The organism is Sphingomonas sp., from assembly GCF_035944535.1.
GTDB lineage: Bacteria > Pseudomonadota > Alphaproteobacteria > Sphingomonadales > Sphingomonadaceae > Sphingomonas_B.
In genome coordinates this window covers 224,240-249,840 of the sequence record NZ_DASZBC010000014.1, presented here as the reverse complement: position 1 = coordinate 249,840, position 25,601 = coordinate 224,240, and the positions used below count along the sequence as shown (strand labels likewise).

The 25,601-nt window shown below is 65.1% G+C and carries 29 protein-coding genes; 20 read left to right on the top strand and 9 right to left on the bottom strand.

Translation table 11 applies throughout. From position 1 onward, the window contains the following. Positions 1-222 precede the first annotated feature (222 nt). From VGT77_RS14260 to VGT77_RS14250, 3 genes are read right to left on the bottom strand one after another with little or no spacing between them, the layout of a single operon-like run. A complete protein-coding gene (locus VGT77_RS14260; RefSeq protein WP_327463725.1) occupies positions 223-705 on the bottom strand; it encodes a DUF2721 domain-containing protein in 483 nt (160 codons plus the stop codon). Beyond that, positions 705-1,124, bottom strand: coding sequence for a thioesterase family protein (locus VGT77_RS14255; protein WP_327463723.1), 420 nt, complete (start codon positions 1,122-1,124; stop codon positions 705-707). The genes VGT77_RS14260 and VGT77_RS14255 overlap by 1 nt, the downstream gene beginning before the upstream one ends. Then, positions 1,121-2,332: an LL-diaminopimelate aminotransferase gene (locus VGT77_RS14250; protein ID WP_327463721.1), complete on the bottom strand. Its 1,212-nt coding sequence runs from the start codon at positions 2,330-2,332 to the stop codon at positions 1,121-1,123. Before VGT77_RS14250 ends, VGT77_RS14255 begins: the two co-directional genes overlap by 4 nt. A 229-nt stretch (positions 2,333-2,561) precedes the next feature. Between VGT77_RS14250 and VGT77_RS14245 the strand changes: the two genes are divergently transcribed. The 15 genes from VGT77_RS14245 to VGT77_RS14175 all read left to right on the top strand — a co-directional run bounded on the left by VGT77_RS14245 (position 2,562) and on the right by VGT77_RS14175 (position 16,633). Beyond that, positions 2,562-5,342 (top strand): TonB-dependent receptor, encoded by a 2,781-nt coding sequence (locus VGT77_RS14245; protein WP_327463719.1) that lies wholly within the window; start codon positions 2,562-2,564, stop codon positions 5,340-5,342. A 162-nt stretch (positions 5,343-5,504) separates the two neighbouring features. Next, on the top strand, positions 5,505-6,542 hold the full coding sequence (locus tag VGT77_RS14240; RefSeq protein ID WP_327463717.1) for a hypothetical protein: 1,038 nt from the start codon (positions 5,505-5,507) through the stop codon (positions 6,540-6,542). A gap of 42 nt (positions 6,543-6,584) precedes the next feature. Further along, a complete protein-coding gene (locus VGT77_RS14235) occupies positions 6,585-7,154 on the top strand; it encodes a NifU family protein (RefSeq protein ID WP_327463715.1) in 570 nt (189 codons plus the stop codon). After that, complete coding sequence (locus tag VGT77_RS14230; protein ID WP_327463713.1) at positions 7,151-7,741, top strand: malonic semialdehyde reductase; 591 nt, start codon at positions 7,151-7,153, stop codon at positions 7,739-7,741. Before VGT77_RS14235 ends, VGT77_RS14230 begins: the two co-directional genes overlap by 4 nt. Next, the gene (gene tsaB, locus VGT77_RS14225; RefSeq protein WP_327463711.1) at positions 7,738-8,355 is read left to right on the top strand and encodes a tRNA (adenosine(37)-N6)-threonylcarbamoyltransferase complex dimerization subunit type 1 TsaB; all 618 of its coding nucleotides are present in this window, start codon (positions 7,738-7,740) and stop codon (positions 8,353-8,355) included. The genes VGT77_RS14230 and tsaB overlap by 4 nt, the downstream gene beginning before the upstream one ends. Before the next feature lie 2 nt (positions 8,356-8,357). Then, entirely contained in the window at positions 8,358-8,837 is a 480-nt protein-coding gene (locus VGT77_RS14220) for a GNAT family N-acetyltransferase (RefSeq protein ID WP_327463709.1), read from the top strand. Positions 8,838-8,959: 122 nt separating this feature from the next. After that, on the top strand, positions 8,960-9,358 hold the full coding sequence (locus VGT77_RS14215) for a MucR family transcriptional regulator (RefSeq protein ID WP_414713409.1): 399 nt from the start codon (positions 8,960-8,962) through the stop codon (positions 9,356-9,358). Between the two features lie 63 nt (positions 9,359-9,421). Next, positions 9,422-9,844, top strand: a complete 423-nt coding sequence (locus VGT77_RS14210) for a Fur family transcriptional regulator (RefSeq protein WP_327463705.1) — start codon at positions 9,422-9,424, stop codon at positions 9,842-9,844. A 163-nt stretch (positions 9,845-10,007) separates the two neighbouring features. Beyond that, on the top strand, positions 10,008-10,571 hold the full coding sequence (locus VGT77_RS14205) for a lysophospholipid acyltransferase family protein (protein ID WP_327463703.1): 564 nt from the start codon (positions 10,008-10,010) through the stop codon (positions 10,569-10,571). Further along, positions 10,568-11,890: a tRNA (N6-isopentenyl adenosine(37)-C2)-methylthiotransferase MiaB gene (miaB, locus tag VGT77_RS14200; RefSeq protein ID WP_327464005.1), complete on the top strand. Its 1,323-nt coding sequence runs from the start codon at positions 10,568-10,570 to the stop codon at positions 11,888-11,890. The genes VGT77_RS14205 and miaB overlap by 4 nt, the downstream gene beginning before the upstream one ends. A 119-nt stretch (positions 11,891-12,009) precedes the next feature. Further along, positions 12,010-13,002, top strand: a complete 993-nt coding sequence (locus VGT77_RS14195) for a PhoH family protein (protein ID WP_327463701.1) — start codon at positions 12,010-12,012, stop codon at positions 13,000-13,002. Continuing rightward, a complete protein-coding gene (gene ybeY, locus VGT77_RS14190; protein WP_327463699.1) occupies positions 12,999-13,532 on the top strand; it encodes an rRNA maturation RNase YbeY in 534 nt (177 codons plus the stop codon). Before VGT77_RS14195 ends, ybeY begins: the two co-directional genes overlap by 4 nt. Continuing rightward, complete coding sequence (locus VGT77_RS14185) at positions 13,513-14,409, top strand: hemolysin family protein (RefSeq protein ID WP_327463697.1); 897 nt, start codon at positions 13,513-13,515, stop codon at positions 14,407-14,409. Before ybeY ends, VGT77_RS14185 begins: the two co-directional genes overlap by 20 nt. Before the next feature lie 327 nt (positions 14,410-14,736). Beyond that, positions 14,737-16,038 carry a sorbosone dehydrogenase family protein gene (locus VGT77_RS14180; protein WP_327463695.1) on the top strand — a complete coding sequence of 434 codons (1,302 nt, stop codon included), beginning with the start codon at positions 14,737-14,739 and terminating at the stop codon, positions 16,036-16,038. A gap of 148 nt (positions 16,039-16,186) precedes the next feature. Further along, complete coding sequence (locus VGT77_RS14175; RefSeq protein WP_327463693.1) at positions 16,187-16,633, top strand: carboxymuconolactone decarboxylase family protein; 447 nt, start codon at positions 16,187-16,189, stop codon at positions 16,631-16,633. Between the two features lie 117 nt (positions 16,634-16,750). Here VGT77_RS14175 and VGT77_RS14170 read toward each other — a convergent pair whose 3' ends face one another. The 4 genes from VGT77_RS14170 to VGT77_RS14155 are packed head-to-tail and all read right to left on the bottom strand — an operon-like array spanning position 16,751 to position 18,451. After that, on the bottom strand, positions 16,751-17,086 hold the full coding sequence (locus VGT77_RS14170; protein ID WP_327463691.1) for a hypothetical protein: 336 nt from the start codon (positions 17,084-17,086) through the stop codon (positions 16,751-16,753). A 47-nt stretch (positions 17,087-17,133) separates the two neighbouring features. Then, positions 17,134-17,436, bottom strand: a complete 303-nt coding sequence (locus tag VGT77_RS14165; protein WP_327463689.1) for a polyhydroxyalkanoic acid system family protein — start codon at positions 17,434-17,436, stop codon at positions 17,134-17,136. Next, positions 17,433-17,846 (bottom strand): VOC family protein, encoded by a 414-nt coding sequence (locus VGT77_RS14160; RefSeq protein ID WP_327463687.1) that lies wholly within the window; start codon positions 17,844-17,846, stop codon positions 17,433-17,435. The genes VGT77_RS14165 and VGT77_RS14160 overlap by 4 nt, the downstream gene beginning before the upstream one ends. Then, complete coding sequence (locus VGT77_RS14155) at positions 17,843-18,451, bottom strand: hypothetical protein (RefSeq protein ID WP_327463685.1); 609 nt, start codon at positions 18,449-18,451, stop codon at positions 17,843-17,845. Before VGT77_RS14155 ends, VGT77_RS14160 begins: the two co-directional genes overlap by 4 nt. Before the next feature lie 111 nt (positions 18,452-18,562). Here VGT77_RS14155 and lnt point away from each other — a divergent pair, with 111 nt between their 5' ends. Together lnt and metK are read left to right on the top strand one after the other, a co-directional pair. Next, on the top strand, positions 18,563-20,122 hold the full coding sequence (gene lnt, locus VGT77_RS14150) for an apolipoprotein N-acyltransferase (protein WP_327463683.1): 1,560 nt from the start codon (positions 18,563-18,565) through the stop codon (positions 20,120-20,122). Positions 20,123-20,187: 65 nt separating this feature from the next. Then, positions 20,188-21,393, top strand: coding sequence for a methionine adenosyltransferase (metK, locus tag VGT77_RS14145; protein WP_327463681.1), 1,206 nt, complete (start codon positions 20,188-20,190; stop codon positions 21,391-21,393). Here metK and VGT77_RS14140 read toward each other — a convergent pair. Continuing rightward, entirely contained in the window at positions 21,374-21,949 is a 576-nt protein-coding gene (locus tag VGT77_RS14140) for a phosphatase PAP2 family protein (RefSeq protein ID WP_327463679.1), read from the bottom strand. The genes metK and VGT77_RS14140 overlap by 20 nt on opposite strands. A gap of 24 nt (positions 21,950-21,973) precedes the next feature. On the opposite strand from VGT77_RS14140, the gene trmB reads away from it, so the two are divergent. Further along, entirely contained in the window at positions 21,974-22,651 is a 678-nt protein-coding gene (trmB, locus tag VGT77_RS14135) for a tRNA (guanosine(46)-N7)-methyltransferase TrmB (RefSeq protein ID WP_327463677.1), read from the top strand. A gap of 115 nt (positions 22,652-22,766) precedes the next feature. Then, complete coding sequence (locus tag VGT77_RS14130; RefSeq protein ID WP_327463675.1) at positions 22,767-23,453, top strand: PEPxxWA-CTERM sorting domain-containing protein; 687 nt, start codon at positions 22,767-22,769, stop codon at positions 23,451-23,453. Positions 23,454-23,457: 4 nt separating this feature from the next. Here the strand turns inward: VGT77_RS14130 and VGT77_RS14125 are convergent, their stop codons facing one another. Next, entirely contained in the window at positions 23,458-24,426 is a 969-nt protein-coding gene (locus tag VGT77_RS14125) for a P-loop NTPase (RefSeq protein ID WP_327463673.1), read from the bottom strand. A gap of 73 nt (positions 24,427-24,499) precedes the next feature. Here VGT77_RS14125 and hflK point away from each other — a divergent pair, with 73 nt between their 5' ends. After that, a complete protein-coding gene (gene hflK, locus VGT77_RS14120; protein ID WP_327463671.1) occupies positions 24,500-25,597 on the top strand; it encodes an FtsH protease activity modulator HflK in 1,098 nt (365 codons plus the stop codon). The last annotated feature ends 4 nt before the right edge of the window (positions 25,598-25,601 follow it).

Genomic DNA, 25,601 nt, shown 5'->3' with positions numbered 1-25,601 from the left:
CTGAGTCGCGCCGATTCACATTCGAAGGCGTGGACCAACCGGTCCACATTGGCTTCAACAAGCGAAAGGAGGTGATCCGATGTCTCATGGTTCAGCAGAGAGGTCGGTTCTGTCCGTTCGGGAGCTGCGCGCCTAAAGGGCTGCAGCCAAAAGGCTTCCGGGCGGCCTTCCGGCCGCTGACCATGTAAGGGGTTGCCGGGCTTTCGGGTCCGGCAACCTTTTTCATTTGCGGCGCCGAAGCCAGCCGCGCTCCTCGCGCTCCAGCAGTTCCTCGCGGATGCGCAACCCGCTCAGCGCCACGTTGATCTCGATCAGGAACAGGATCAGCCCGGCGATCAGCAGCGCCATGCTGAGCACGAAGGCGATCGCCACCGCGACCCGAAAGGCGAGCCCCGCGAGCTGGGTGACGAACAGCAGGGCGACCAGCAGGCAGACGATGATCGCGCTGGCCACCATCAAGGCAATGGCGGCGTTCGCCAGCCGCATGCGCCGGTCGATGACGCGAAGCTCCACCACATAGCGGTGATGCTCCTCTCCGGTGCTTGCGGCATGAAGCTGTTCGAGCACGCGCGAGCGGTCGACGACCCGCGCCAGCCGGCCGGCGAGCACGTTCAGGATCGCGCCGATGCCGGCGAGCAGGAACACCGGCGCGATCGCCAGTTGAATCGTTTGGGCGATGCTGGAGACGGCCGGCAGCTCCGGCATCAGTCGCCCTGGAATGCGCGCACCCGCGCCTTGAACGCTTCGGGCAGCGGCTGGGAGCGGCCCGTCTCAAGGTCGACGCCGACATAAACAAGCTCGATCGCGGCGCGCAGATCGTCCTCCCCGCCCTCGCCGTGCAGCTCGACCGACCAGGTCATGCTGGCGGTGCCGAACTTCTCGATCCGCGTCCGGGTTTCGATGAGCTCGTCGAGGCGGATCGGCTTCACATAGCGGACCGTGGCGGTGCCGACATGGCACTCCGGCGTATCGTCCGTACCCGGCCGATAACCCATCGCGCGCCAATATTCCGTGACGGCGATGTCGGCATATTCGAGATAGCGCGAGTTGAAGACGACCGCCTGCGGATCGACTTCGGCATAGCGGACGCGGATCGGATAGGTGAACCTGAACGCCTTGCTCATCCGCGCTGGCTCGCCCCCGGGGTGTTGACGCCCATGCTCTGGAGGTACCGCTTCACCTGCCGCGCGGCCTGGCGCAGCCGCTGCTCATTCTCGACCATCGCGATGCGAACGAAGCCTTCGCCATTTTCGCCATAGCCCACGCCCGGCGCCACCGCGACCTTGGCCTGGGTCAGGAGCTGCTTCGAAAACTCAAGCGACCCGAGATGCGCGAGGGCCGGCGGCAGCGGCGCCCAGGCGAACATCGAGGCTGGAGGCGCCGGGATGTCCCAGCCGGCGCGGCCGAAACTTTCGACCAGCACGTCGCGGCGCTTGTGGTAGAGTTCGCGGTTCTTCTCGACGATATCCTGCGGCCCGTTGAGCGCCGCGCAGGCGGCCGCCTGCACCGGCGTGAAGGCGCCGTAATCGAGATAGGATTTTACTCGCGTCATCGCCGCGATCAGGTCCTTGTTTCCGACCGCGAAGCCGATCCGCCAGCCAGCCATCGAATAGGTCTTGGACAGCGAGGTGAACTCGACCGCCACCTCTTTCGCGCCCTTGACCTGGAGGATGGACACGGTCGGCTTGCCGTCGAAATAAAGCTCCGAATAGGCAAGATCGGAGATGATCCAGACCTTGTTCTCGCGCGCCCAGGCAACCAGCCGCTCGTAGAAGCCGAGGTCCACTGTCTCGGCGGTGGGGTTGGATGGATAGTTGACGACGAGCACGCTCGGCCGCGGCACGGTAAAGGCGATCGCGCGCTCAAGACTCTCGAAATAAGCCTCGTCGGGCGTGGTCGGCACCGCCCGGATCGTCGCGCCGGCCAGGATGAAGCCGAAGGTGTGGATCGGGTAGGAGGGGTTGGGCGCCAGCACGACATCGCCCGGGGCGGTAATAGCCGTAGCGAGGCTGGCCAGCCCTTCCTTCGACCCCATGGTGACGACTACCTCGCGCTCGGGATCGACCTCAACGCCGAAGCGGCGGCCGTAGTAATTCGCCTGGGCGCGGCGGAGGCCCGGAATGCCTCTAGACTGCGAATAGCCATGCGCGTCGGGCTTACGGGCGACTTCGCAAAGCTTCTCGATGACGTGCGGAGGCGGGGGCAGGTCGGGGTTGCCCATCCCAAGGTCGATGATGTCTTCGCCCGCTGCACGTGCTGCCGCACGCATCGCATTGACTTCGGCGATGACATAGGGCGGCAGCCGCTTGATACGGTAAAAGTCGGTGTCCATGGCACCCCGCCCTTACAGACAGAGAGGGCGCGGCTCCACCCCGGCGAAGCTATACCAAGAGCAAGCCGCGCTTGCCGTAGCGTCAATGTCACAGCGTCCCGAAACTGTTGCAAAAACGCCGCTATGATGAGGGAAAAGCGCGGATTCTCGCGCTTCGGCGTGGATGTTCGGGTAACGTGCACGTAAACATCCTTTCAAAGCCGCAAAGGCGAATTGGTGGGAGGATGATATGCGCAAGACCGCTTGGCTGCTTTCGGCAGCGCTGATTTCCGTGGCCGCGCCGGGCTTTGCCCAAGATACGCAGAGTGCCACGTCGGTGACTGAATCGGCTTCAGCGCCGGGCGAAGAGACGACCAACTCCGGCGACATCATCGTCACCGCCACCCGTCGCGCCGAGGCGCTGTCGGACGTGCCGATCGCCGTCTCTGCCGTGACGGCGGAGTCGCTTCAGAACTCCGGTGCCAACGACATCCGCCAGCTGAACCAGCTCGCGCCATCGCTGCTCGTATCCTCGACCGGCTCCGAAGCGAACGGCTCGGCCCGTATCCGCGGCATCGGCACGGTCGGCGACAATCCAGGCCTCGAAAGTTCGGTCGCGGTGTTCATCGACGGCGTCTATCGCTCGCGTTCGGGCATCGGCCTCAACGAACTCGGCGAGATCGACCGGGTCGAGGTGCTGCGCGGACCACAGGGCACGCTGTTCGGCCGTAACGCGTCCGCCGGTCTCATCCACATCATCTCCAAGAAGCCGAGCTTTGAGTTTGGCGGCATGGGCGAGATTTCCTACGGTAATTACGACTTCATCCGCGGCCAGGCGGCAGTCACCGGTCCGATCACTGAGCAGCTTGCCGGACGCATCGAAGGCGTGTTCGTCAAGCGTGACGGCTTTTATCGCGATCCCGCCAACGGCACCCGCGTCAACGATCGCGACCGTTACTTCATCCGCGGCCAGCTGCTGTTCGAACCCAGCGAAGATCTGAGCTTCCGCCTGATCGGCGACTATACAAAGCGCGAGGAAAAATGCTGCGCTGCCGTTTATCTCGGCAACGACGTCGTGCCGACGATCGGCAACCTCAATAATCCGGCAACGCCGCTGACCACGGGCCTGCCTAACGGCAACAACATCATCAACGTGCTGCGCGACCTTGGCCAGCCGCTGAGCCGCTTCCAAAACGCATTCAGCCGTGTCATCTCCGTCACCCCGGGCCGCAGCTATGCGGGCGACACCGAGGATTGGGGCGTGTCGCTCGAAGCGAACTGGGATTTCGGCGGCGCTTCGCTGACGTCGATTACCGGTTATCGCGACTATAAATCGGGTCAGGCGTCGGACACCGATTATAGCTCGGTCGACATTCTCTATCGGGCGCCGGGCCTGACCGGCCGAGCGTTCCGCACCTTCAGCCAGGAACTGCGTTTGCAGGGCTCGGCCTTTGACGACCGGCTCGACTGGTTGGTCGGCGGCTTCTACGCCGACGAAGACCTGAGCGTGAACGACAATCTCCGCTTCGGCAGTCAGTATGGCCGGTTCGCCACCTGCCGCATCATCTCGGGCGGCGGCCTTGCGGGCCTTTATTCGCCGACCAGTCCAGGCTGCGTGGTGCCGGGTGTCGGGTTCGCGACGATCGGCGGCGCCAGCGGCGGCGGCCAGACCGGCGCCGACATCGTCGCCGGGTTCCAGGCGCTTGATGGCCTGAACGACCGCGGCAGCACGCGCGATCGTTATCGGCAGAACAGCCGGAACTTTGCGCTGTTCACGCATAATATCTTCCATATCACCGACAATCTCGACCTGACCCTTGGTCTGCGCTGGACCAAGGAGCGGAAGAAGTTCCGCGCCACGTTCGGTAACGACAACACTGTCTGCACCACGGTTCAGGGGCTGGTGACCGACGACCTGGTAAGCCCGAATGCAACGGCGCGCGCCCTTGCCGCGGCGCTGATCGGCCTGTCCTGCCAGGGCAACTCCACGGCCGAACTGAACGGTGTCACGATTCGCGACCGCCGCAGCGAGGACGAGTTCACCGGCACGGCGGTGCTGTCGTACAAGCCGAACGACGACCTTCTGCTCTATGCCAGCTACTCGCGCGGCTATAAGGCGGGCGGGTTCAACCTCGACCGTTCGGCGCTGAAGGCGCCAATCCAGGTCGTCAACGGCGTGCCGACCAGCACGTTCGCGGCGGCGGGAGGCGCGCAGTCGCTGGTCGGCAACCTGCAGTTCGATCCGGAAATCAACAACGCCTATGAAGTGGGTCTGAAATATTCGACCGGCCCGCTCAGCCTCAACGTCGCCGCATTCCGGCAGCAGTTCGACAGCTTCCAGCTGAACACTTTCAACGGCACCGTCTTTCTGGTGCAGAACGTGAATGGCTGCGGTTCAAGCCTCAACGGAGCGGACCGGGATGCGAGCGCCACCACCGGCGCCTGCGCTGCGGACGATGTGGAATATGGCGTCCTGTCGACCGGTGTCGAAGTCGAAGCCGCGCTGCGGCCGGCTCGGGACGTGAACCTCAGCCTGGGCCTGACCTACGCCAACACCAAGTACCGCAATAATCTGGTCGGCAACGAGAGCGGCATCCCGCTCGACCCGGCCCTGCGTGTGCTGCCCGGCAAGAACCTGTCCAATGCGCCGCAGGTCGTGGTGACCGGTTCCGCCGCCTGGACGCCGGAGATCGGCGACACCGGGCTGCGCGGTCTCGTCTATGTCGATGCGCGCGTGACTGGTGACTTCAACACCGGCTCCGACCTCTTCCCGCAGAAGAAGGAGGAGAGCTTCACGGTCGTGAATGCCCGTGTCGGCCTGCGCGGCCCGCGCGAAATCTGGGCGGTAGAGCTTTGGGCGCAGAACGTGTTCAATACCAAGTATGCGCAGGTCGCGTTCAACTCGCCGTTCCAGGCGGGCACCAGCAGCGCGCCGTTTGTCGACCCGGCGTTTCCGGGCGGACGGCAGCTCTTCTCCGCCTTCCTGGCAGAGCCGCGCACCTATGGACTGACGCTGCGCACGCGCTTCTGACCTGGGAGCACGGACGAAAGTAGGAGGGCGGTGAGCAATCACCGCCCTTTTTCTTCGCGTAAACCCCTGCTGAACGGCTGGTTCAGATCGGGCTCAGTTCACCGCGGCTAGTCGGACATGCTGAGAGGGTGCGTGGGGCATGGGACGACGAGGAGGAGTCGCATGCGTAAGACACTGATCGGCCTGCTGCTGGCGAGCGTAGTCGCCACTCCGGCGATTGCCGATGATGACGACCGGAGGGGTCGCAAGCATCACAAGGAACAGAAATGGGATCGCGGCGGCGACGATGATCGCCGTGGTCGCGGCTGGCACCGTGGCGGCTGGGAAGGCCGCGGTCAGCACCGGGCCGTGCGGGTCGTAAGCTACGACCGGGGCGATGATGACGACGACGAGGATGACTGGCGGGAAGGGCGCAGGGAAGAGCGCCATTATTGGCGTCAGGTGCGGAGCGATCGCCGCGAGCTTTGGCGCGAGGCACGCCGGGAGCGCCGTGAAGCCCGTCGGGACTGGCTTGAGGAAGCGCGTCGAGCCTATGTACCGGCGCGGATAGTCCGCTATGCGCCGATCGAGCGAGCTTACGAGCGGCAGCCTTATGCTCCCGCCCGCTACGCCCAGCCGGTGATCCGCTATGCGGTGCGGGACTATTCTCCCGCAAGCTACGGCACCTCCTACGGCTATGCGGACCCGTATGAATCCTTTGGCGGCTATTCTCCTTACTCCGCCGGCCAGGGCCTGTTCGGCGGCGATAACTCCGTTCTCTCCGCGCTACTTCCGATCGTGCTGTCGAGCGTGGTCGGCGGCGACATGGGCAGCAGCTTGGGAAGTCTGGCGGGCATCGGCGGCCTGGGTGGTCTTTCCGGGCTCGGTGGCCTTGGCGGTCTTACCGGGGCAGGCGGCCTTGGCGGTCTCGGCGGGCTTACCAATGCGACCTATGCAGATGGCTATAGCTCGCCCCTCTACAGCGGCTATGACAGCTATGCTGCGCAGGAAGACTATAGCGGCTATGGCAATTTCAGCGATTACGGCAGCTATGCCGCGCTGTCCGAACTGACCGGGGCCGATCCCTATGCCGTGCCGCTTCAGCAGATCGGTTATGGCGACCAGCTTTCCGGCGGGCTGCTCCCGGCCAGCTATGGCGGTGAAGGCCTCGGCGCTCTGCTGGTGCCGGCTCTGCTCGGTCAGACGAGTTCGCTCTTCTAAGCGGCCTTGATCGGCATGGGCATTCGGCCCACATGGGCGCCCATGCTGATCGAGACCGAAACGACGCCCAATCCGGCGACGCTCAAATTCCTGCCTGGCCGGCCGGTGATGACCGGCGGCACGCGGGACTTCGCCACGCCCGAGGAGGCAGAGGCATCGCCACTGGCTGAGGCGTTGTTCGGGCTCGGCGATGTCGAGGGCGTGTTCTTCGGCTCCGACTTCGTATCGGTGACGGCGGCTCCCGGCGCGAACTGGCGTGACCTCAAGCCCGTTGTGCTCGCCGTTCTGCTCGACCATTTCTCAGGCGACATGCCGCTGTTCCGCGCGGGGTCGGCCGCCGGCATCGCGATCGAAGACGATGCGCCGCTCGACGATCCTGAAGACGCGGATATCGTCAGCCAGATCAGGGAACTGATCGACACCCGTGTCCGCCCGGCAGTGGCGAATGACGGCGGCGACATCGTCTATCGCGGCTTTCAGCAAGGCACCGTTTTCCTGAAGATGCAGGGCGCCTGTTCCGGTTGCCCGTCCTCCACTGCCACGCTGAAGCAGGGTATCGAGCAGCTGCTCAAATATTACGTCCCCGAAGTCACTGAAGTGAGGGCAGTTTGATGGCGGCGCTGCCTGACGCCGCGCTCGACCAGCTGTTCCGCACGGGGCGCACCTATAACGGCTATCAGGACAAGCCGGTGGGGGAGGATCAGCTCCGCGCCATTTGGGACCTGATGAAGATGGGACCGACCAGCGCCAATATGCTGCCGGCGCGGATCGTCTGGTGCGTGAGCGACGACGCGAAGGCGCAAATTGCCTCCTGCGCGTCCGAAAAGAATGCGGCGAAGATCCTGAAGGCGCCTGTGACGGCCATCATCGGCATGGACCTGGACTTCCACGAACAGCTGCCGGAGCTCTTCCCGCACGATCAGACTGCGAAACACTGGTTCCCAGACCCCGAGTCGCGCAAGATCCATGCGCTCCGCAACAGCTCCCTGCAGGGCGGCTATTTCATCATGGCCGCAAGAGCGCTGGGGCTGGATACCGGGCCGATGTCGGGCTTCGACAATGATCGCGTCGACGCGCTCTTCTTCGCTGGCACGAACGTAAAGTCCAACTTCATCTCAACCCTCGGCTATGGAGACCCGTCCACGATCTTTGGCCGGCTGCCGCGGCCGGAGTTCGAGCGCTTCAACCGCCTGCTTTGAGACTGCTGGCGATAGAGACGGCGACCGAAACCTGCTCGGTCGCGCTGTTCCATGACGGGCAGCTGATCGGTCATGTTCATGAACGGGTCGGCCGCGGCCACGCTGAACGTCTGATCCCGATGATCGCCGAGCTGCCGGACCAGGGCCGTGCGGAGATCGTGCTGGTCGATTGCGGACCGGGCAGCTTTACCGGCGTTCGTGTGGGCCTGGCAGCGGCACGGGCTTTCGGCTTCGCCTGGGGAGCCGAGGTGCGCGGCTACTCGTCGCTGGCGCTGATCGCCGCTACGGCTTTCGATGCCACGGCGACGCTCGACAGCCTTGCCGTTGCGCTGATCGGCGGTCATGGTGAGTATTTCGTGCAACGCTTTGCAAGGCAGGGAGTGCGTCCGATCGCACCGCTTCGTTCCTTGAGACCGGAAGAGGCCGCGCTTGCCTGCGGCGCGGATGCGATCGCCGGTTCGGGAGCGGAGGCCATGGCTAAAGCCGGCGCAGCAGGGCCCCTGCTCTCAGTCGAGCCCGATGCGCGCGCGACTCGCCTGTTGCCGGGCGATTTGGCGTCGCTGCCGCCCTCTCCCATTTACGGACGCGCGCCGGATGCGCGCTTGCCCGCGTGACCGTGGCGGCCGATCTGGACTTCCGCATCGAGCCGGGCGGCATGGCCGACCTGGCGGATGTGATGGTCGCGATGGGCGATGCGTTCGATCCGCAGTTCGGCGAGGCCTGGACCGAAGCGCAATGCGCCGGCGTGCTGGGCATGCCGGGAAGCTGGCTGCTGATCGCCCGATCCGAGGACGAGCCGGCGGGGTTCGCCTTGCTCCGCAAGATGGCCGACGAGGCCGAACTGCTTCTGATCGCCGTGCGCGAGCGGTTCCGTCGCCAGGGCATCGGCCGGGCGCTGCTGGACCGCGCGATCGAGGATGCGATTGCCGACGGTATCGAAACGCTTCACCTCGAAGTTCGGGACGGCAATCCCGCACTGATGCTCTACCTGCAGAGTGGCTTTGTTCAGGTTGGCAGTCGAAAGGGTTATTATCGCGGCCGAACCGGCAAGCAATTCGATGCTCTCACCTTCAAACGGCATCTTGGCGTCAACTAAAGCCGCTTCGCCATTTTAACCTTGATCTGTGTTGCGCCAGAAGACATGGGCTCGTGCGACCATCGCATTCCGATGATCGGTTCAAGAACGAGAGTTGAGAGTCCATGTCCGAACAGTCCGAGATGAAAGAAACGCTGATCACGCTGACCGCAGACATTGTCGCGGCGCATGTAAGCAACAATAGCGTTGCGGTGAACGATCTTCCGACGCTGATCTCGAACGTGCACACGGCACTGACTGGCTTGGGCGGTCCCGCTCCGCAGCCGGAGGCGAAGCAGGAGCCGAAGGTTTCGGTGCGCGCTTCGATCAAGCCCGACTATATTGTCTGCCTTGAAGACGGCAAGAAACTGAAGATGCTGAAGCGGCACCTGATGACTCACTATCAGATGACGCCGGAGCAATATCGTCAAAAGTGGAATCTGCCGGCCGACTACCCGATGGTTGCGCCGAACTACGCCGAACAGCGCCGCACGCTGGCCAAGAAGATCGGGCTCGGCACCAAGCGCCGCCGCGGCCGCTGAGCCTTGGGCCCGCCTGACGCTTTGCCAGTGGCAGGCGGGCCGCAAACGCACTAGATCAGCCTCATGCATCGCAAGATCGACGTCGAGGCGCTGTGCGCCGAGAAGGGGCTGCGCATCACCGATCAGCGCAAGGTGATCGCCCGCGTCCTGTCCGAATCCGAAGATCATCCGGATGTCGAGAAGGTGCATGCGCGTGCCTCCGCGATCGATCCCGGCATTTCCATTGCGACTGTCTATCGGACCGTTCGCCTGTTCGAAGAGGCGGGCATCCTTGAGCGGCATGATTTCGGCGATGGCCGCGCCCGCTACGAAGCGGCGCCCGAAGCGCATCACGATCATCTGATCGATGTCGAGACCGGCCGCGTGATCGAGTTCGTCGATCCCGAGCTGGAACTGCTCCAGCGTCAGATCGCAGAGAAGCTCGGCTTCCGCCTCGTCGATCACCGGATGGAGCTCTACGGCGTCGCGCTCGAGCGGAAGGGCTGACCAACTGACGGCGCTGCGCGGGACGTTCCGGGCTCTCGCCCTAGTTCTGGCGCTCCTCCTGTACGTTTCGGCTCACCTGATTACCCGTGCGCTCGGCCGGCGGTCGCGCTGGCCGCAGCGCTTCCTCGGCCGGGTCGCTCGCACAAGCGGAGCCGATGTCGAGGTGCGCGGGTCACCGATTCCCGCCGACGTTCTGTTCGTCTCCAATCACCAGAGCTGGCTCGACATCCCCGTCATCGCTGGAGCGACCGGGACCGCGTTCGTCGCCAACTCCGGCGTGCGCGATTGGCCTGTGGTCGGCTGGCTCGCGGGGTTCAACAACACGGTGTATGTCGATCGGGGCGATCGCACCGGCGTGCATGGCCAAGTGGGCGTGGTGCGCGCGGCGCTGGAGCTGCACCAGCCGATCGCGATCTTCCCTGAGGGGACGACGTCTGCCGAACTATTGCCCTTCAAGCCCTCGCTACTGGAAGTGGTCTCGCCGCCGCCGCGCGCGATCCGTGTCCAGCCGTTGCGGCTCACTTATGGCGCGCCCGAACTCGCATGGGTCGGCGACGAGCCCGCGCCACGGAATATCTGGCGGGTCCTCAGGCACCGGCGCTTCCGTGTATTGCTCGAATGCCTTGAGCCGTTCGACCCGGCCGGCGTCGGCGATCGAAAGGCGATTGCGGCGGAAGCGCGGGCGCGCATCCTCGCGGGTTCCGCTTGGGAGCGCGGAAGCGTATAGGCGCGCCGGTGAATCGCTCCCCCAAAACCTTTCGCGTCAAGTCGTTCGGCTGTCAGATGAACGTCTATGACGGCGAGCGCATGGCCGAGCTGCTGGGCGCGCAGGGACTGTCGCCGGCCAAAGGCGAGGATGCTGATCTCGTCGTGCTCAACACCTGCCACATTCGCGAAAAGGCAGCGGAGAAGGTCTATTCGGACATCGGACGGCTGCGCCGCGAGGATGGAACGCGCCCGCTGGTAGCGGTCGCCGGATGTGTTGCCCAGGCCGAAGGGGCGGAAATCCATCGCCGCACCAAGGACGTGGATATCGTTGTTGGCCCCCAAGCCTATCACCGCTTGCCGGAGCTGGTCGCCGAGGCGGCTCGGGGCAAGCGCGCGCTCGATACCGACATGCCGGCGGCGTCCAAGTTCGACGTGTTGCCGAGCCGGGCCAAGACCGTGCGGCCGAGCGCCTATCTGACGGTCCAGGAAGGCTGCGACAAATTCTGCACCTATTGCGTCGTGCCCTATACCCGCGGCGCCGAGGTGTCGCGCCCTTGGAGCGCGATTGTCGACGAAGCCAAGGCGCTCGTCGATGCCGGCGCGCGCGAAATCACTTTGCTCGGCCAGAACGTCAACGCCTGGGAGCATGACGGCCGCTATCTGCATGACCTGATCGAGGAACTCGCGAAGCTGCCGCGCCTCGCCCGCATCCGCTATACGACGAGCCATCCGAACGACATGCGCGATGGGCTGATTGCCGCGCATCGCGACATTCCAAAGCTGATGCCGTTCCTGCATCTGCCGGTCCAGTCCGGCAGCGACCGCATCTTAAAGGCGATGAACCGCAGCCATAGCGCCAACAGCTATCTGGCGATCCTGGACCGCGTCCGCGAAGCGCGGCCGGATATCGCCATATCCGGCGACTACATCGTTGGCTTCCCGGGCGAGACGGACCAGGACTTCGAAGCCACCCTCCAGATGGTGCGGCGCATCGGCCATTCGATGGCGTTCAGTTTCAAATACTCGCCCCGTCCCGGCACGCCCGCGGCGAGCATGCCGGATCAGGTGGCGCGCGAGGTCATGGACGAAAGGCTGCAGCGGCTGCAGGCGCTCATCGTCGAGCAGCAGATCGCCTTCAACCAGCGGCTGGTAGGGCGGCGCACCGAGGTGCTGCTCGAACGGCCCGGCAAATATCCGGGCCAGCTGATCGGCAAGTCGCCCTGGCTGCAGTCAATCGTCGCGGACGGGGGAGCGGTCGGCGATCTGGTCGAGGTGGACATCGTCGCCGCGGGACCGAACAGCCTTACCGGCGTTATCCCCGAGATACTTGCCGCCTGACCTTCCCGTCATCCTGAACTTGTTTCAGGATAATGCGTCCGCCCGCCGAGCGGTGAAAGGCTTGTGCCGAAACAAGTTCGGCATGACGATTGTTGGAGGCTTGATGACACTGGAGTCTCATGTCGCGTAAGCCCGTTCCCGCCCAGCCGGGCGACCGCAGCCGGATCGAGGTCGTGTTCGACCGGCCCCAGCTCCTCGGCCAGGTTTTCGGCCATTACGACCAGAATCTGGTCGCGATCGAGAACCGGTTGGGCGTCTATATCGCGGCGCGCGGCAACAAGCTGCAGATCGAGGGCGAGGCCGAATCGGCGGCGCGGGCACGCGACGTGCTGACCGGCCTCTATAACCGCATCGTCCAGGGACAGGAGATCGATGCCGGCACCGTCGAGGCGGTAATCGCCATGTCCAACGAGCCAACGCTCGACGGCATCATCCGCACGGATGTAAGCCAACCGCCGCCGGTGATGATCCGCACGCGCAAGAAGACCATCGTCCCGCGATCAGCGACGCAGATCCGTTACATGGAAGCGCTCGCGCGCGACGAGATCATCTTTGCGCTCGGACCTGCGGGCACCGGCAAAACCTATGTCGCCGTCGCCCAGGCCGTGCAGCAGCTGATCCAGGGCTCGGTCGAGCGGCTGATCCTGTCGCGCCCCGCCGTCGAGGCTGGCGAGAAGTTAGGGTTCCTGCCTGGCGACATGCGCGAGAAGGTCGATCCCTATCTCAGGCCATTATACGACGCGCTCTACGACATGTTGCCGGCCGAACAGGTCGAGCGGCGCATGGCGTCGGGCGAAATCGAGATCGCACCGATCGCATTCATGCGCGGCCGCACACTCGCCAACGCCTTCATCATTCTCGACGAGGCGCAGAACACCACGCCAATGCAGATGAAGATGTTCCTCACCCGCTTCGGCGAGAATAGCCGCATGGTGGTATGTGGCGATCCGCGCCAGGTCGACTTGCCGGATATTGGCAAGTCCGGACTTGCCGATGCCGTCGCGCGGCTGGACGGCGTGCGGGGCATTTCGATGGTCCGCTTCGGTTCCGCCGACGTGGTGCGCCACCCGCTCGTCGGCGCCATCGTCGATGCCTATGAGGGCGAAAGTTGATCGACGTCGCCGTCCAGGTAGAGCCCGCCTGGCCTGAGGGTGACTGGGAACAGCTTGCCGCGACCGCGTGTGAAGCGGCGGTGCGTGCAACGCCGCAGGCGGAGCTTGCCGCATCCTCGGCCCTGGTCGAGATCTCCGTCCGGCTCACCTCCGACGAAGAAGTGCATCAGCTCAACCTTCAATATCGCGGCAAGGACAAGCCGACCAACGTGCTGTCCTTCCCGATGGTACAGGCCGATCTGCTGCAGACCGTGTCGCAGAACAGCGACGATGGCGAACTGCTGCTCGGCGACATCGTGCTGGCGCACACTGTCTGTGCCGACGAGGCGGCGGAGAAGGGCGTGAGCCTCGACGCGCATGCGACCCACCTGATTGTTCACGGGACCTTGCATCTGCTAGGCTATGATCATCAGGGGTCGGCCGAGGCCGAGCATATGGAGTCGCTGGAACGCGACATCATGGCCCGCTTGGGGCTGCACGACCCCTATCACAGGGACGAACCGGAGTTCGATGCCAGAGGATTCGAGTAGGAACGGCCACGCCTCGGATGGGGGTGGCCGATTTTGGCGGGGTCTGCGCGACATGCTGTTCGGGGCCGATAATGAGCCCACGCTGCGCGACCAGATCGAAGAAGCGATCGAGGAGCATGAAGGCGAGCCCGCGGAAGCGGGCGACCTTACTCCGATCGAGCGGCAGATGCTGCGCAACCTGCTTCATTTCGGCGAGCGGACGGTCGGCGACGTCGCGGTCCCGCGCGCCGACATGATTGCCGTACCCGAATCGGCCAGCTTCGCGGAACTTGTCGCGCACTTCGCTGACGCCGGGCACAGCCGGTTGCCGGTCTATCGCGACAGCCTCGACCAGATCACCGGCATGATCCACATCAAGGACGTGTTCGAGATACTGGCGAAGGGCACGCGTGCCCCCGACAGCATCGCCGGGCTGGTCCGCGAGCCGCGCTATGTGCCGACGTCCATGGGCGTCCTCGACCTTTTGGCGGAGATGCGCGCCACCCGCACCCACCTCGCCATCGTCGTCGACGAATATTCCGGCACCGAAGGGCTGGTGACGATCGAAGACTTGGTCGAGGAGATCGTCGGCGACATCGAGGACGAGCATGACGAGGAGCCGGAGGCGCCGCTCGTGGAGCTTGGCGGCGGCATGTGGGACGCGGATGCGCGGGCCGAGCTGGAGGATGTCGCGGCCGAACTTGATCCCCGACTCGCCGACGTGGAGGAGGATGTCGATACGCTCGGCGGTCTCGCCTTCGTGCTCGCCGGCCATGTCCCCACGCCGGGGGAGATCGTCGAGCATGCCAGCGGCTGGCGGATCGAGGTGATGGAAGGCGATGCCCGCCACGTGACTCGCGTACGCCTCCACGCGCCTGAGCCGGTGCTGGAAGATTGAGAACGGCGGACAAGGCTGGGGATAAGCCGGTGGGCGTCACCAATCTGTCGCAAAAGCGACTCGCCTTGGCCCAAAGCGATTGTGCCGCGTCCGAAATTGTCTAGTTATGGGACGAAGAGGTGAATTGGCGGCCGCCCCTCACGGGGCAGCGCGCTAGCGAAGGTGCCAAGAGGCTCTTCGGGTCATAGGAAGCGCTTATCTGCTTCCGCTGTGCCGCCGGTTCTTCACCCCCTGGCCGGCGGCACTTTTTTGCTCCAGCCTCTTCTCCTAGATAGCAGCTTCCTCTCGGCGCCGCGGAGCACCATGCGCAAACTCGTTCGTGTCCTCATGATCCTTGTGGTCCTGGCTGTCCTGGCCATCGCAGCGATTATGCTGCTGACCCGCCGCGACAATGCCGAAGCCGATCCGCTCGCCGCCTTCGGCCCACAGCCCAGGATCGGCGCGCCGAGCACGGAGCGCATCCCGACGATCGCCATCGCCAAGCCGATCGGCTGGCGGGGCAATGCGCGCCCGGTCGCGGCGCAGGGGCTGAAGGTCCAGCCCTACGCCGACAAGCTCGATCACCCGCGCTGGCTCTACACGCTGCCGAACGGCGATGTGTTGGTTGCGGAATCCAACTCGCCGCCGCGCAGGGCGGAGAGCTTCACCGACCGGGCGATGAAGCTGCTGCTCGGCTGGGCAGGCGCGGGTAGTCCGTCGGCCAACCGCATCACGCTGCTGCGCGACGCGAATGGCGACGGCGTGGCGGAGTTCCGGTCGGTGCTTCTGTCGGGGCTCAATTCTCCGCATGGAATGGCGCTGATCGGAGAGAAGCTCTACGTCGCCAACCACAATGCCGTAGTCGCCTTCCCGTACAAGGCCGGAGACACCCGCATCACCGCAAAGCCTGAGAAGATTGTGGCGCTGCCGGGCGGCGGCAATCACTGGGCGCGCAACCTGATCGCCAGCCCCGACGGCCGCTTCCTCTATGTGACCGTCGGTTCGGCCAGCAACATCGGCGAAAAGGGCATGGACCGCGAGGAGCGGCGCGCCGCGATCTGGGAAGTCTATCCGGAGAACAAGACCTTCCGCATTTTCGCGGCCGGCCTCCGCAATCCGAACGGCCTGGCTTATGAGCCGACCAAGGGCGAACTCTGGACCACGGTCAACGAGCGCGACATGCTCGGCGGCGACGGTCCGCCCGACTATATGACCCTCGTCGATTTCGGCGCCTTTTACGGCTGGCCTTACACCTATTGGGGCGGATTCCCGGACCGGCGGGTCGAGGCGCGTCCCGACCTGCAGGAATATACGCGGCGTCCCGATTATGCGCTCGGCGCGCACACGGCGCCGCTGGGGCTGCAATTCGCCAAGGGTGCCAATCTCGGGCCGGCGTTCGGCAATGGCGCCTTCGTCGCTCTGCACGGATCGTGGAACCGCCGCCCGCTGACCGGCTACAAGGTCATCTACGTGCCCTTCGGTCCGAACGGCTATCCGCTCAAGGGCGCCAAGCCGGTGGATGTGCTGACCGGCTTCTTGACCGAAGACCAGCGCGCCCAAGGCCGCCCGGCGGGCCTCGCCCTCGACCGCACCGGCGCGCTGCTGGTGGCCGACGATGCCGGCAATCGGATCTGGCGGGTGAGCCGCTAGCGTCTTCTCCTCGATCGTCATTCCCGCGAACGCGGGAACCCAAGATCTTCTTCTCGCGACTCCTGGGTTCCCGCTTGCGCGGGAATGACGAAGGAGAGTGTCACAAAGTCGGTCCTCTCATCGTCTTCCTGGCGAAAGGAGACGTTCGATGAAACCGAGACTGAACTTTTACCAGGCGGGCCCCAAAGCAATGCGGCCGATGCTGGAGCTCGAGGCAGCGGTGCGCGGATCGGGCATCGATCCCAAGCTGCTGCACCTGATCAAGCTCAGGGCCTCACAGCTTAACGGCTGCGCCTTCTGCCTCGACATGCACGCGCACGAAGCCCGAGCCGATGGCGAAAGCCAGCAGCGGCTGGACGTGCTCTCCGCCTGGGCCGAGACCGACCTGTTCGACGAACGCGAGCAGGCCGCGCTCGCCTGGACCGAGGCGCTGACCCTGGTCGCCGACACCCACGCGCCCGACCACATCTATGATCGCTTTGCCGCTGCCTTCGACGAGAAAGAGCGCGTGGCGATCTCGCTCGCCATCGTCACCATCAACGCCTGGAATCGCCTCGCCATCGGCTTTCGCTCCATCCCGTCGCGGCGGGGTTGAGCTGCCCGAACCGGGTCACCAGTCCTCCGTGGGGGCTGACAACATATCCCAAGCTCCTCTAAGGACGGTCGGCAGCAGGAACCAGACGAGCGAGGCCACGAGCCAAACCAGAACAAGCTAGCGCGCCTGCCGTCCTTGCAGCCATTGCCCGGGAGCGATCGGAAAGCGACCCTTCTTCCAGAACCAAATTCCCAGACCGATCGCGGCGCCATTCACCCAGAGCCACGCGATCACCTGACTTGTGTGCAGGTAAGCATGAAGTCGGAAGTCGAAGACGGACCGGAGAACGGCATAGAGCAGAGCCGCGTGCACCACGGCGGCCGGCATGATCCAAACCCAATTTTGCGTATACTCGACAGCCTCCTGCCGATCCTCCGCCTCGGTGACTGCATCGACTTCAACGATATCCGAACCGCCTTGCTCCGACGTCGAAAGGTCGCCATCGCTGCTCATCGGTCGAACCTAGCCCTTCAACAAGCCGCTTGTGAAAAAGCCCTTTGCTACTCCAGCAGCTTGGGGCCGTCCTTCTGGAGCTTGGCCCTGATCTTGTCGGCGAACAGGGCGAGGAAGGGCGGCAGGTCGAAGAGGCAGTGGACCTTGTCGTCCAGGACAGTCAGGCGGCTGGCGACGCGCTGGCCCATGGCTTCGACGGTGAAGCTCAGCGTGTCGCCGTCCCAGCGATGCTCGCTGACGGTGCCGCCCGGAATGTAGCTCGCCAGTTTCGACGTGCCGGCTTCGATCCGCGCGCGGGCGCCGGAGCGGCCGAGCTTGTGCGGCAGGTCGATTTCGATCGGCTGGGTCATGTGGCGAAGATCATGGCGTCATCGGCAAACGCCTTGAACTCGAGCGCGTTGCCGCTGGGATCGTTGAAGAACATCGTCGCCTGTTCGCCGACCTGGCCCTTGAAGCGGATGTGCGGTTCGATGCCGAACGCGACGCCCGCAGCCTTCAGCCTGTCGGCGAGCGCCTGCCAATCCGCCATGGTCAGCACCACGCCGAAATGCGGCACGGGCACGTCATGCCCATCAACCGGGTTGGTGACGCCGGCGGGCCGCGCGTCTTCGCTCAGGTGCGCGACGATCTGGTGGCCGTAAAGGTCAAAGTCGATCCAGTGATCCGAGCTGCGGCCCTCGCGACAGCCCATCAGTCTGCCGTAAAAGGCGCGGGCGGCGGCAAGGTCGTGGACCGGGAAGGCGAGGTGGAAGGGTCTCATGGCCGGGCGAGCTCTACACAGGCTTCCATGTCGGGCGCGGTGTCGGGCTTGGCCGCGATGGCTTCGCGGGCGAGGGTGAGTTCCCTGTCGCTCTGCGCTTCGGTCCGGCCGGCGGCGCCCAGTTCGCTGCGGGCACGGGTCTCCAGCACCGAGGCGAGCGTGATCAGGTCCATCGCTGTCTTGCTCATCCCCTCGCGCTTGCGGACATCGTCGGCGGCAAGTTTCAACAGGCCAGCGCACTGGAGGGCGGGCGGCGGCGGCAGCGGCGGCGCAACCTGGTTCATCAGCGTCACGCAAGCGCGCGCTTCCTCGACCGGCAGCTTGGCGTCCGCACCGGCACTCTTCTGGATGGCCGAGACCTGCTGCAGGATCAGCTCGCGTACCTGTTCCTGGCTGCGGCCTTGCTTCACCAGCGCCTCTCCGGTCAGCTGAGCGAAGCGGGCGCCCTGCCGCGCGAGCGGCGGGAGCTCGAGGGCGGCGGCCGTGCGCCGCTCCTGCTCACCGGCGACGATTGCAAGCAGGGCGACGCAGCGCAGTTGCTGTTGCTGCGGATCGGTGAGGGCAGGCGGCGCGGCGGCCAACGCGAAGGCGGAAAGCAGGAACATGACCCCTCATGTACCCCGGCGCAGGGCGGGGTCCAGCCCCAAGGCTGATCTGGGTCTCGGCCTCCGCCAGGGAACGTTGAGTTTTCGCGTGTGAGCGGCAATAGGCCGCGCGTGTTCCGATACCCCAAGCTTCTCGCGCTGGCGGCGGGCGCCTTGTCGGCGACCGGTTTCGCGCCCCTTGGGCTGTGGCCGATAACGCTCGCCTGTTTCGCGCTGCTGATCGAGCTGCTGTGGCGCGCGAGGGACTGGCGGAGCGTGTTCGTGCGTGGCTGGCTGTTCGGCGTCGCGCATTTCACGGTCGGGCTGAACTGGATCGCGCACGCCTTCACCTATCAGGAGGCGATGCCGCACTGGTTCGGCTATGGCGCGGTGGTTGCGCTGTCGCTGTATCTGGCTGTCTTTCCGCCGATGGGGGCGACAGCCGTGTCGCTATTCTTTCGTCATCCCCGCGAAAGCGGGGACCCAGCTAAGAAAGGACTGGGTTCCCGCTTTCGCGGAAAGGACGAGATAGGATTTGTTCTCCTTTTCTCGGCCGCCTTCATCGTGACCGAATGGGTCCGCGCAGTTGTGTTCACCGGCTTTGCCTGGAACCCGCTCGGCGTGATCTTCGTCGGCACGCCGCTCGCGGCCGCTTCAAAGGCGATCGGGACTTACGGATTGTCCGGGCTGACGATGCTCGCGGCCGGAGCGATCTGGCTGCTGGCTCGGCGGCGTTGGCTCGCCGGTGGAGCGATCGCGGGGGCGCTTGCAGTCCGGACGATCTGGACCTTAATCGGCCCCGCGCCGGCACTGCTGCCCGGCACCTCGCCCCTGCTCCGCGTCGTCCAGCCCAATGTGAGCCAGGACGAAAAGCACGACATAAGCGCGCAGGTCGCCAATCTGAAGCAGCTGGTCGCCATGTCGGGCAAGCCGGACGATGCGCGGCCGCGGCTGCTGCTATGGCCAGAAGCGGCGATCGATAATGGCTTCTACCTCGAGGAAGAGCCGGGCCTGCGGCGCTTCCTCGTCAAGGCGCTCGGCCGGCAAGACATGCTGCTGACCGGCGGGGTCGCGATCGAATATGATCGTTCCGGCCGTGCGGTAGGCGGGCGCAATAGCGTGTTCGCGCTCGGGCCCGACACACGCATTCACGCCCGCTACGACAAGGCACACCTCGTCCCCTATGGCGAGTATCTGCCGATGCGGGCGATCCTGACGCCGCTTGGTCTGTCGCGGTTGGTGCCTGGCGACCTCGATTTCTGGCCGGGGCCGGGGCCGAAGACCTTCGACATTCCGGGCGTGGGACCGGTCGGCTTCCAGATCTGCTATGAGATCATCTTCTCCGGTCAGGTGATCGATCCGGCCAAGCGCCCTCGCTTCCTGTTCAATCCGTCCAACGACGCCTGGTTCGGCGCCTGGGGTCCGCCGCAGCATATGGCGCAGGCGCGGCTGCGGGCGGTCGAGGAGGGCATGACGATCGTGCGGGCGACGCCGACCGGCATTTCCGGCGTGATCGCGCCGGACGGCCGGCTGGTGGCCAGCATCGGCATGGGGCGGGAGGAGGTGCTGGATGCCCGCCTTCCGCAAAGCCAGGCGCCGACCCTGTTCGCTCGCTACGGCAACCTGCTTCCCGCGATCTTTGCCCTGCTGCTGGCCGCATTGGGCGTTGTCATCAGGCGTCGCGCTCGCTAGAGGCGCGCGCACATAAACATATCTTTATATGCGGGCTCGCGCCCCTTCCCAGCACAGGAACGACGATGCGCTCCAACTATATCTTCACGTCCGAATCGGTGTCGGAAGGTCATCCCGACAAAGTCGCGGACCAGATTTCGGATGCGATCGTCGATCTTTTTCTGTCCAAGGATCCGGAAGCGCGCATTGCCTGCGAGACGCTGACCACGACCCAGCTGGTGGTGCTGGCCGGCGAAATCCGCTGCAAGGGCGTCTATGAGAATGGCGCCTGGGCCCCCGGCGCTCAGGAAGAGATCGAGCGCACCGTGCGCGAGACGGTCAAGCGCATCGGCTATGAGCAGGACGGCTTTCACTGGCAGAGCTTCCGCTTCGAAAACAACCTGCACGGCCAGTCGGCGCACATCGCGCAAGGCGTGGACGAGAGCGGTAACAAGGACGAAGGCGCCGGCGACCAGGGCATCATGTTCGGCTATGCGACGGACGAGACGCCCGGCTTCATGCCCGCGACGCTCTATTACAGTCACAAGATTCTCGAGAGGCTGGCGCATGACCGGCACAACAAGGTCGTCGACTTCCTCGAACCCGACGCCAAGAGCCAGGTGACGCTGCAATACGAGAATGGCGTGCCGGTGCGGGCGACCGCCTTGGTCGTGTCGACGCAGCATTCTTCGGCGGTGGCGACCGCGGAAGGCCAGGCACGCTTGCGCGACTATGTGAAGGGCGTCTTCACCGACATCTTGCCGCAGGGCTGGCTGCCGGGCGAGGAGCAGATTTTTGTCAATCCGACTGGCATGTTCGAGATCGGCGGGCCGGATGGCGATGCGGGCCTGACCGGCCGCAAGATCATCGTCGACACCTATGGCGGCGCCTCGCCCCATGGCGGCGGTGCGTTCAGCGGCAAGGACCCGACCAAGGTCGACCGCTCGGCTGCCTATGTGTCGCGTTACCTCGCCAAGAACATCGTGGCCGCAGGGCTGGCGAAGCGCTGCACCATCCAGCTTTCCTATGCGATCGGTGTGGCCGAGCCGCTGTCTCTCTATGTCGACCTGCACGGCACCGAGCAGAACGGCGTCAGCGCCGCGAAGCTGGAGGAAGTGCTGCCGCAGCTGGTGCGCCTGACCCCCAAGGGCATCCGCACGCACCTGGGCCTCAACAAGCCGATCTATCAGCCTACCGCCGCCTATGGCCACTTTGGCCGCGACGCGCAGGGCGATTATTTCCCCTGGGAAAAAACCGACCTGGTCGACCGGCTCAAGCAGGCTCTGGCGTAAGCGACCGCCTGTAGCTGACCCGTTCGGCGCCCCAGCCGATCAGGGCTCCGGCGATGGTGTCGCTCAAGAAATGGTCGCATTTGGCGATGCGGGTGAAGGCAGCAAGGGTCGCCAGCGCATAGGCGGGCAGGCGATGTTCGGGATAGTCGCGGGCGACGACGCGTGCGATCGCGACAGCGCCGACGGTATGGCCCGAAGGAAAGGAGCTGAACGCCTTTTCAGGCCGTGATCCCTTGCCAGCTTCGTAGCGGCCCTCGTCGATCAGCATCTGCGGGCGCGTGCGGTCAACGGCGTTCTTAACGGCGTTCTTGGCGCGAATACCTGCCCAATGCGCAGCGAGCATCCGCGCAGAAGATTGCAGCAGCCGGGTGTCGCGCCTGATCAGCGCCGCCGCCGCGATGCCGCCGATAAAGGCGTAAAGCGGCGGCTGATCCGTCATCTTCCCGAACCAGCCGAGCGCCTTCACCGGCTGCGATTCGCGCCACCCGGACACCGCGCGGCTGACATCGACATCGACCTGTTCGACCTGCTTGATCGCTTCCCGCTTCTTGCCCATGGCCGCTTGAACGAAAGTGACCGCATGAACGATCCCCTTTCCATCCGTCGCCTCTATGGCCGCGCCAAGGGCCACAAGCTGCGGGCTGGGCAAGAGGAGCTGCTCGCCGAGCTGTTGCCGCGCGTGGCCGTGCTGGAAGGGCCGCTCGACGCGCTCACCCTGTTCGGCGACGATCGACCGCTTCAATTCGAGATCGGGTTCGGCGCGGGCGAGCATCTGGCGGCGCAGGCCGAGGCAAGGCCGGATCACGGCTTTATCGGCTGCGAGCCGTTCCTGAACGGTGTCGTCGGCGCACTCGCCAAGATCGACGACCGGGAACTCGGCAATGTTCGGCTGCACATGGGCGATGCGCTAGACGTGCTGGAGAGGCTGCCAGATGCGTCGCTCGAGCGGCTCTACCTGCTCCACCCCGATCCCTGGCCCAAGGCGCGGCACGCTAAAAGGCGGATGGTCAATCACGGCCCGCTCGACCTGATCGCCGCCAAGCTGAAGCCGGGCGCCGAGTTCCGCCTCGGCACCGACGACCCAACCTATTGCCGCTGGTCGTGCATGATCATGAACCGGCGCCGCGACTTCGAATGGCAGGCGCGCACCGCCGCCGACTTCCTGACCCGTCCGGCGGACTGGCCGGAGACTCGCTACGAGGCGAAGGCCCGCCGCAAGGGCCACGAAGTCTGGTATTTCCGCTTTCTACGAACCTAGCATTTCGTTCGACGAACGCTTCCGTCGCAGCGTGCTGCGCACGCGTCGCGTGGCGCATCGCGCCGCGCGGCCGGATCACTAAAGGCGCCCTGCACACAAAAACAGGGGTGTTTCGATGCGCACGACACGGATCACGCTTGCCGCCGCCATGCTTGGCGCGACCGCGGCCCAAGCCCAGATCACCGACGATTTCAACCGGCCGAATGCGCAGACGATCGGCAGCAACTATACGGTCCAGAACGGCAATTTCCGCGTCAACAACAACAAGGCGGAAACCACCAGCTTCGTGTCGCTCGCGACCTACAACAACTCCGCGTCCGACTATGCCGGCGTGCAGGCGTCGCTGCGCGGGTTCGACGCGGGCAGCTATGTCGCTTTATCTTTCGGCTTTGATTCGGCGAACAGCTATTTCGTCAAGGTGCAGGACAATAATGGCGACGGCTTTTTCGATCGCTATGGCTTCGACACAGGCAACAACGACCTGAACGGCATTTTCCAGCCGCTCAACTCGGTGTTCCAGACCGGCAGCGTCGAAGTGTTCGTGCAAGGCACAACCGCCAATCTGGTGATCGTCGCCAATGGCGGCTTCATCCAGTCCTACACCTTCGACTATGGCTTTGCGCCGGGCAGCGCGACAGTGGGCTTCGGCATCAACCGCTTGGGCGTGGTCGACGATTTCACCTTCAAGGGCTTGGCCGGCGCTCCGGTGCCGGAACCGGCCAGCTGGGGGCTGATGATCGCGGGCTTCGGCCTTGCCGGCGCCGCCGCGCGCGGCCGCCGGGCCAAGGCGGTGGCCGCCTGAGAACTTAGCCGGCGAGCCGGTCAAGCCAGGCGGCGAGCTTCGCCGCGATGGCCCGGAACGGCTCGCCGGCAAAGCCGTCATGTGCGGCCGGCGGATCACCGGCATCGCTCGCCTGACGGATTGCGATTTCGAGCGGTACGCGGCCCAGAAAGTCGAGCCCCATCGCGCTCGCCGCCGCCTGCGCGCCACCGGCGCCGAACGGATCGCTGATCTGGCCGCAATGCGGGCAGGCATAGCCGGCCATATTCTCGACCAGGCCGATGATAGGTACATTGGCCTGGACGAACAGATCGACGGCGCGGGCGGCGTCGATCAGCGCCAGATCCTGCGGTGTCGAGACGATCAGCGCACCGGCGGGCTTGTGCTTGCTGATCATCGACAGCTGCACGTCGCCGGTGCCCGGCGGGAGGTCGACGATCAGCACGTCGGTGTCGCCCCAGGCGGCGTCGATCAGCTGGCCGAGCGCATTTCCCGCCATCGGCCCGCGCCAGGCGATCGCTTGCCCTGGCTTCACCAGCTGACCCATGGACAGGATCGGCACGCCGAAGCGGGTGGCGACTGGAAGCATCTTCTGGTCTTCGGCGAGCGGACGCGTGCCTTCGGCATCCATCAGGCGCGGAACCGACGGGCCGTAGATATCGGCATCGACCAGCCCGACCTTGCGGCCCATGCCGGCGAGCGCGACGGCGAGATTGGCCGCCAGCGTCGACTTGCCGACCCCGCCCTTGCCGGAGCCGACGGCGATGATGCGCCGCTCGCGCTTCTCGCTGGTCATGGCGATCCGCACGTCGTTCACTTCGGGGAGCGAAAGGAGCGCCGCCTTTGCGGCTTCCGCCATGGCATCCCGCGTCTTCTGGTCCAGCCCGGTCACGTCCAGGATCAAGGAGGCGCGGCCGTCCGTCAGGCGCGGCGGCGCGGCGCGGCTGCCGACGATCTTCGAAATGGCGGCGTAGAGGCGGTCCTGCTCGGTCATGCGCGCCGCTTAGGAGCATGGTCACGCCAGCGGAACACTGTTTTTCTGGGCAAGCGTCCCTATAAAGGCGTTTATGAACAAGCTGACGGCGTGGCTGCGGCCGCAAGGTGCGATGTTGAACGAAGGCGGCGGCCCGTGGGGCAATCGCGGCGGCGGAAGCGGAAATGGCGGCGGTGGGGGCGGCGACGGCGACGGCCCGCGCAATCCCTGGAGCCCCGGCCCGAGCGGCGGGCGTCTGCGCGGCAACCGGCCCGGCCCCGCGGCTCTGGACGAGCTGCTGCGCCGCAGCAGGCAGCGCCTCGGCGGGGGCGGAGGGCTTCCGGACCTAGGCGGACGCCCGATCTGGCTCTACGCGATCGGCGCTTTCCTGCTGCTCTGGATCGTCTTTACCAGCTTTCACCGCATCGGGCCGCAGCAGCGCGGCGTGATCCTGCGCCTCGGCTCCTATGCCGGAACCATGTCGCCAGGTATCGGCGTCAGCTTCCCCTCGCCGATCGACCGCGTCGTCAAGGAAGACGTGGAAGCGATCCGCACCATCGATATCGGCTCGCCGACAGCCGAGTCCGAGAATCTGATGCTGACCGGCGACCAGAACATTATCGATCTGGCCTATTCGGTTCGCTGGAACATCAGCGACCCATCGCTTTTCCTCTTCCAGCTCGCCGAGCCCGAAGAGACGATCCGCGAAGTGGGCGAAAGCGCGATGCGGGCCGTGATCGGCACGGTCACTCTCAACGATGCGATCGGCTCCGGCCGCACCGCGATCGAGACGCAGGTCGCACAGCGCATGCAGGAACTGCTGAACGATTATCGCGCCGGCGTCCGCATACAGGGCGTGGCGATCAAGCAGGCCGATCCGCCCCAGGCGGTGACGGAGAGCTTCAAGAAGGTTTCGGCCGCGCAGCAGCAGGCGATCAGCTATCTGAACGGCGCGCGCGCTTATGCCCAGCAGATTACTGCGCGGGCGCAGGGCGAGGCAGCGTCGTTCGACAAGGTCTATGAGCAGTACAAGCTTTCGCCCGAAGTGACCCGCCGCCGCATGTATTACGAGACGATGGAGGAAGTGCTCTCCAAGGTCGACAAGACCATCGTCGAGCCGAATGGCGTCACCCCTTATCTGCCTTTGGACCGGGTGCAGCGCCCCCGTCCGGCCGAGGAGCCGCAGCAGTGAACTC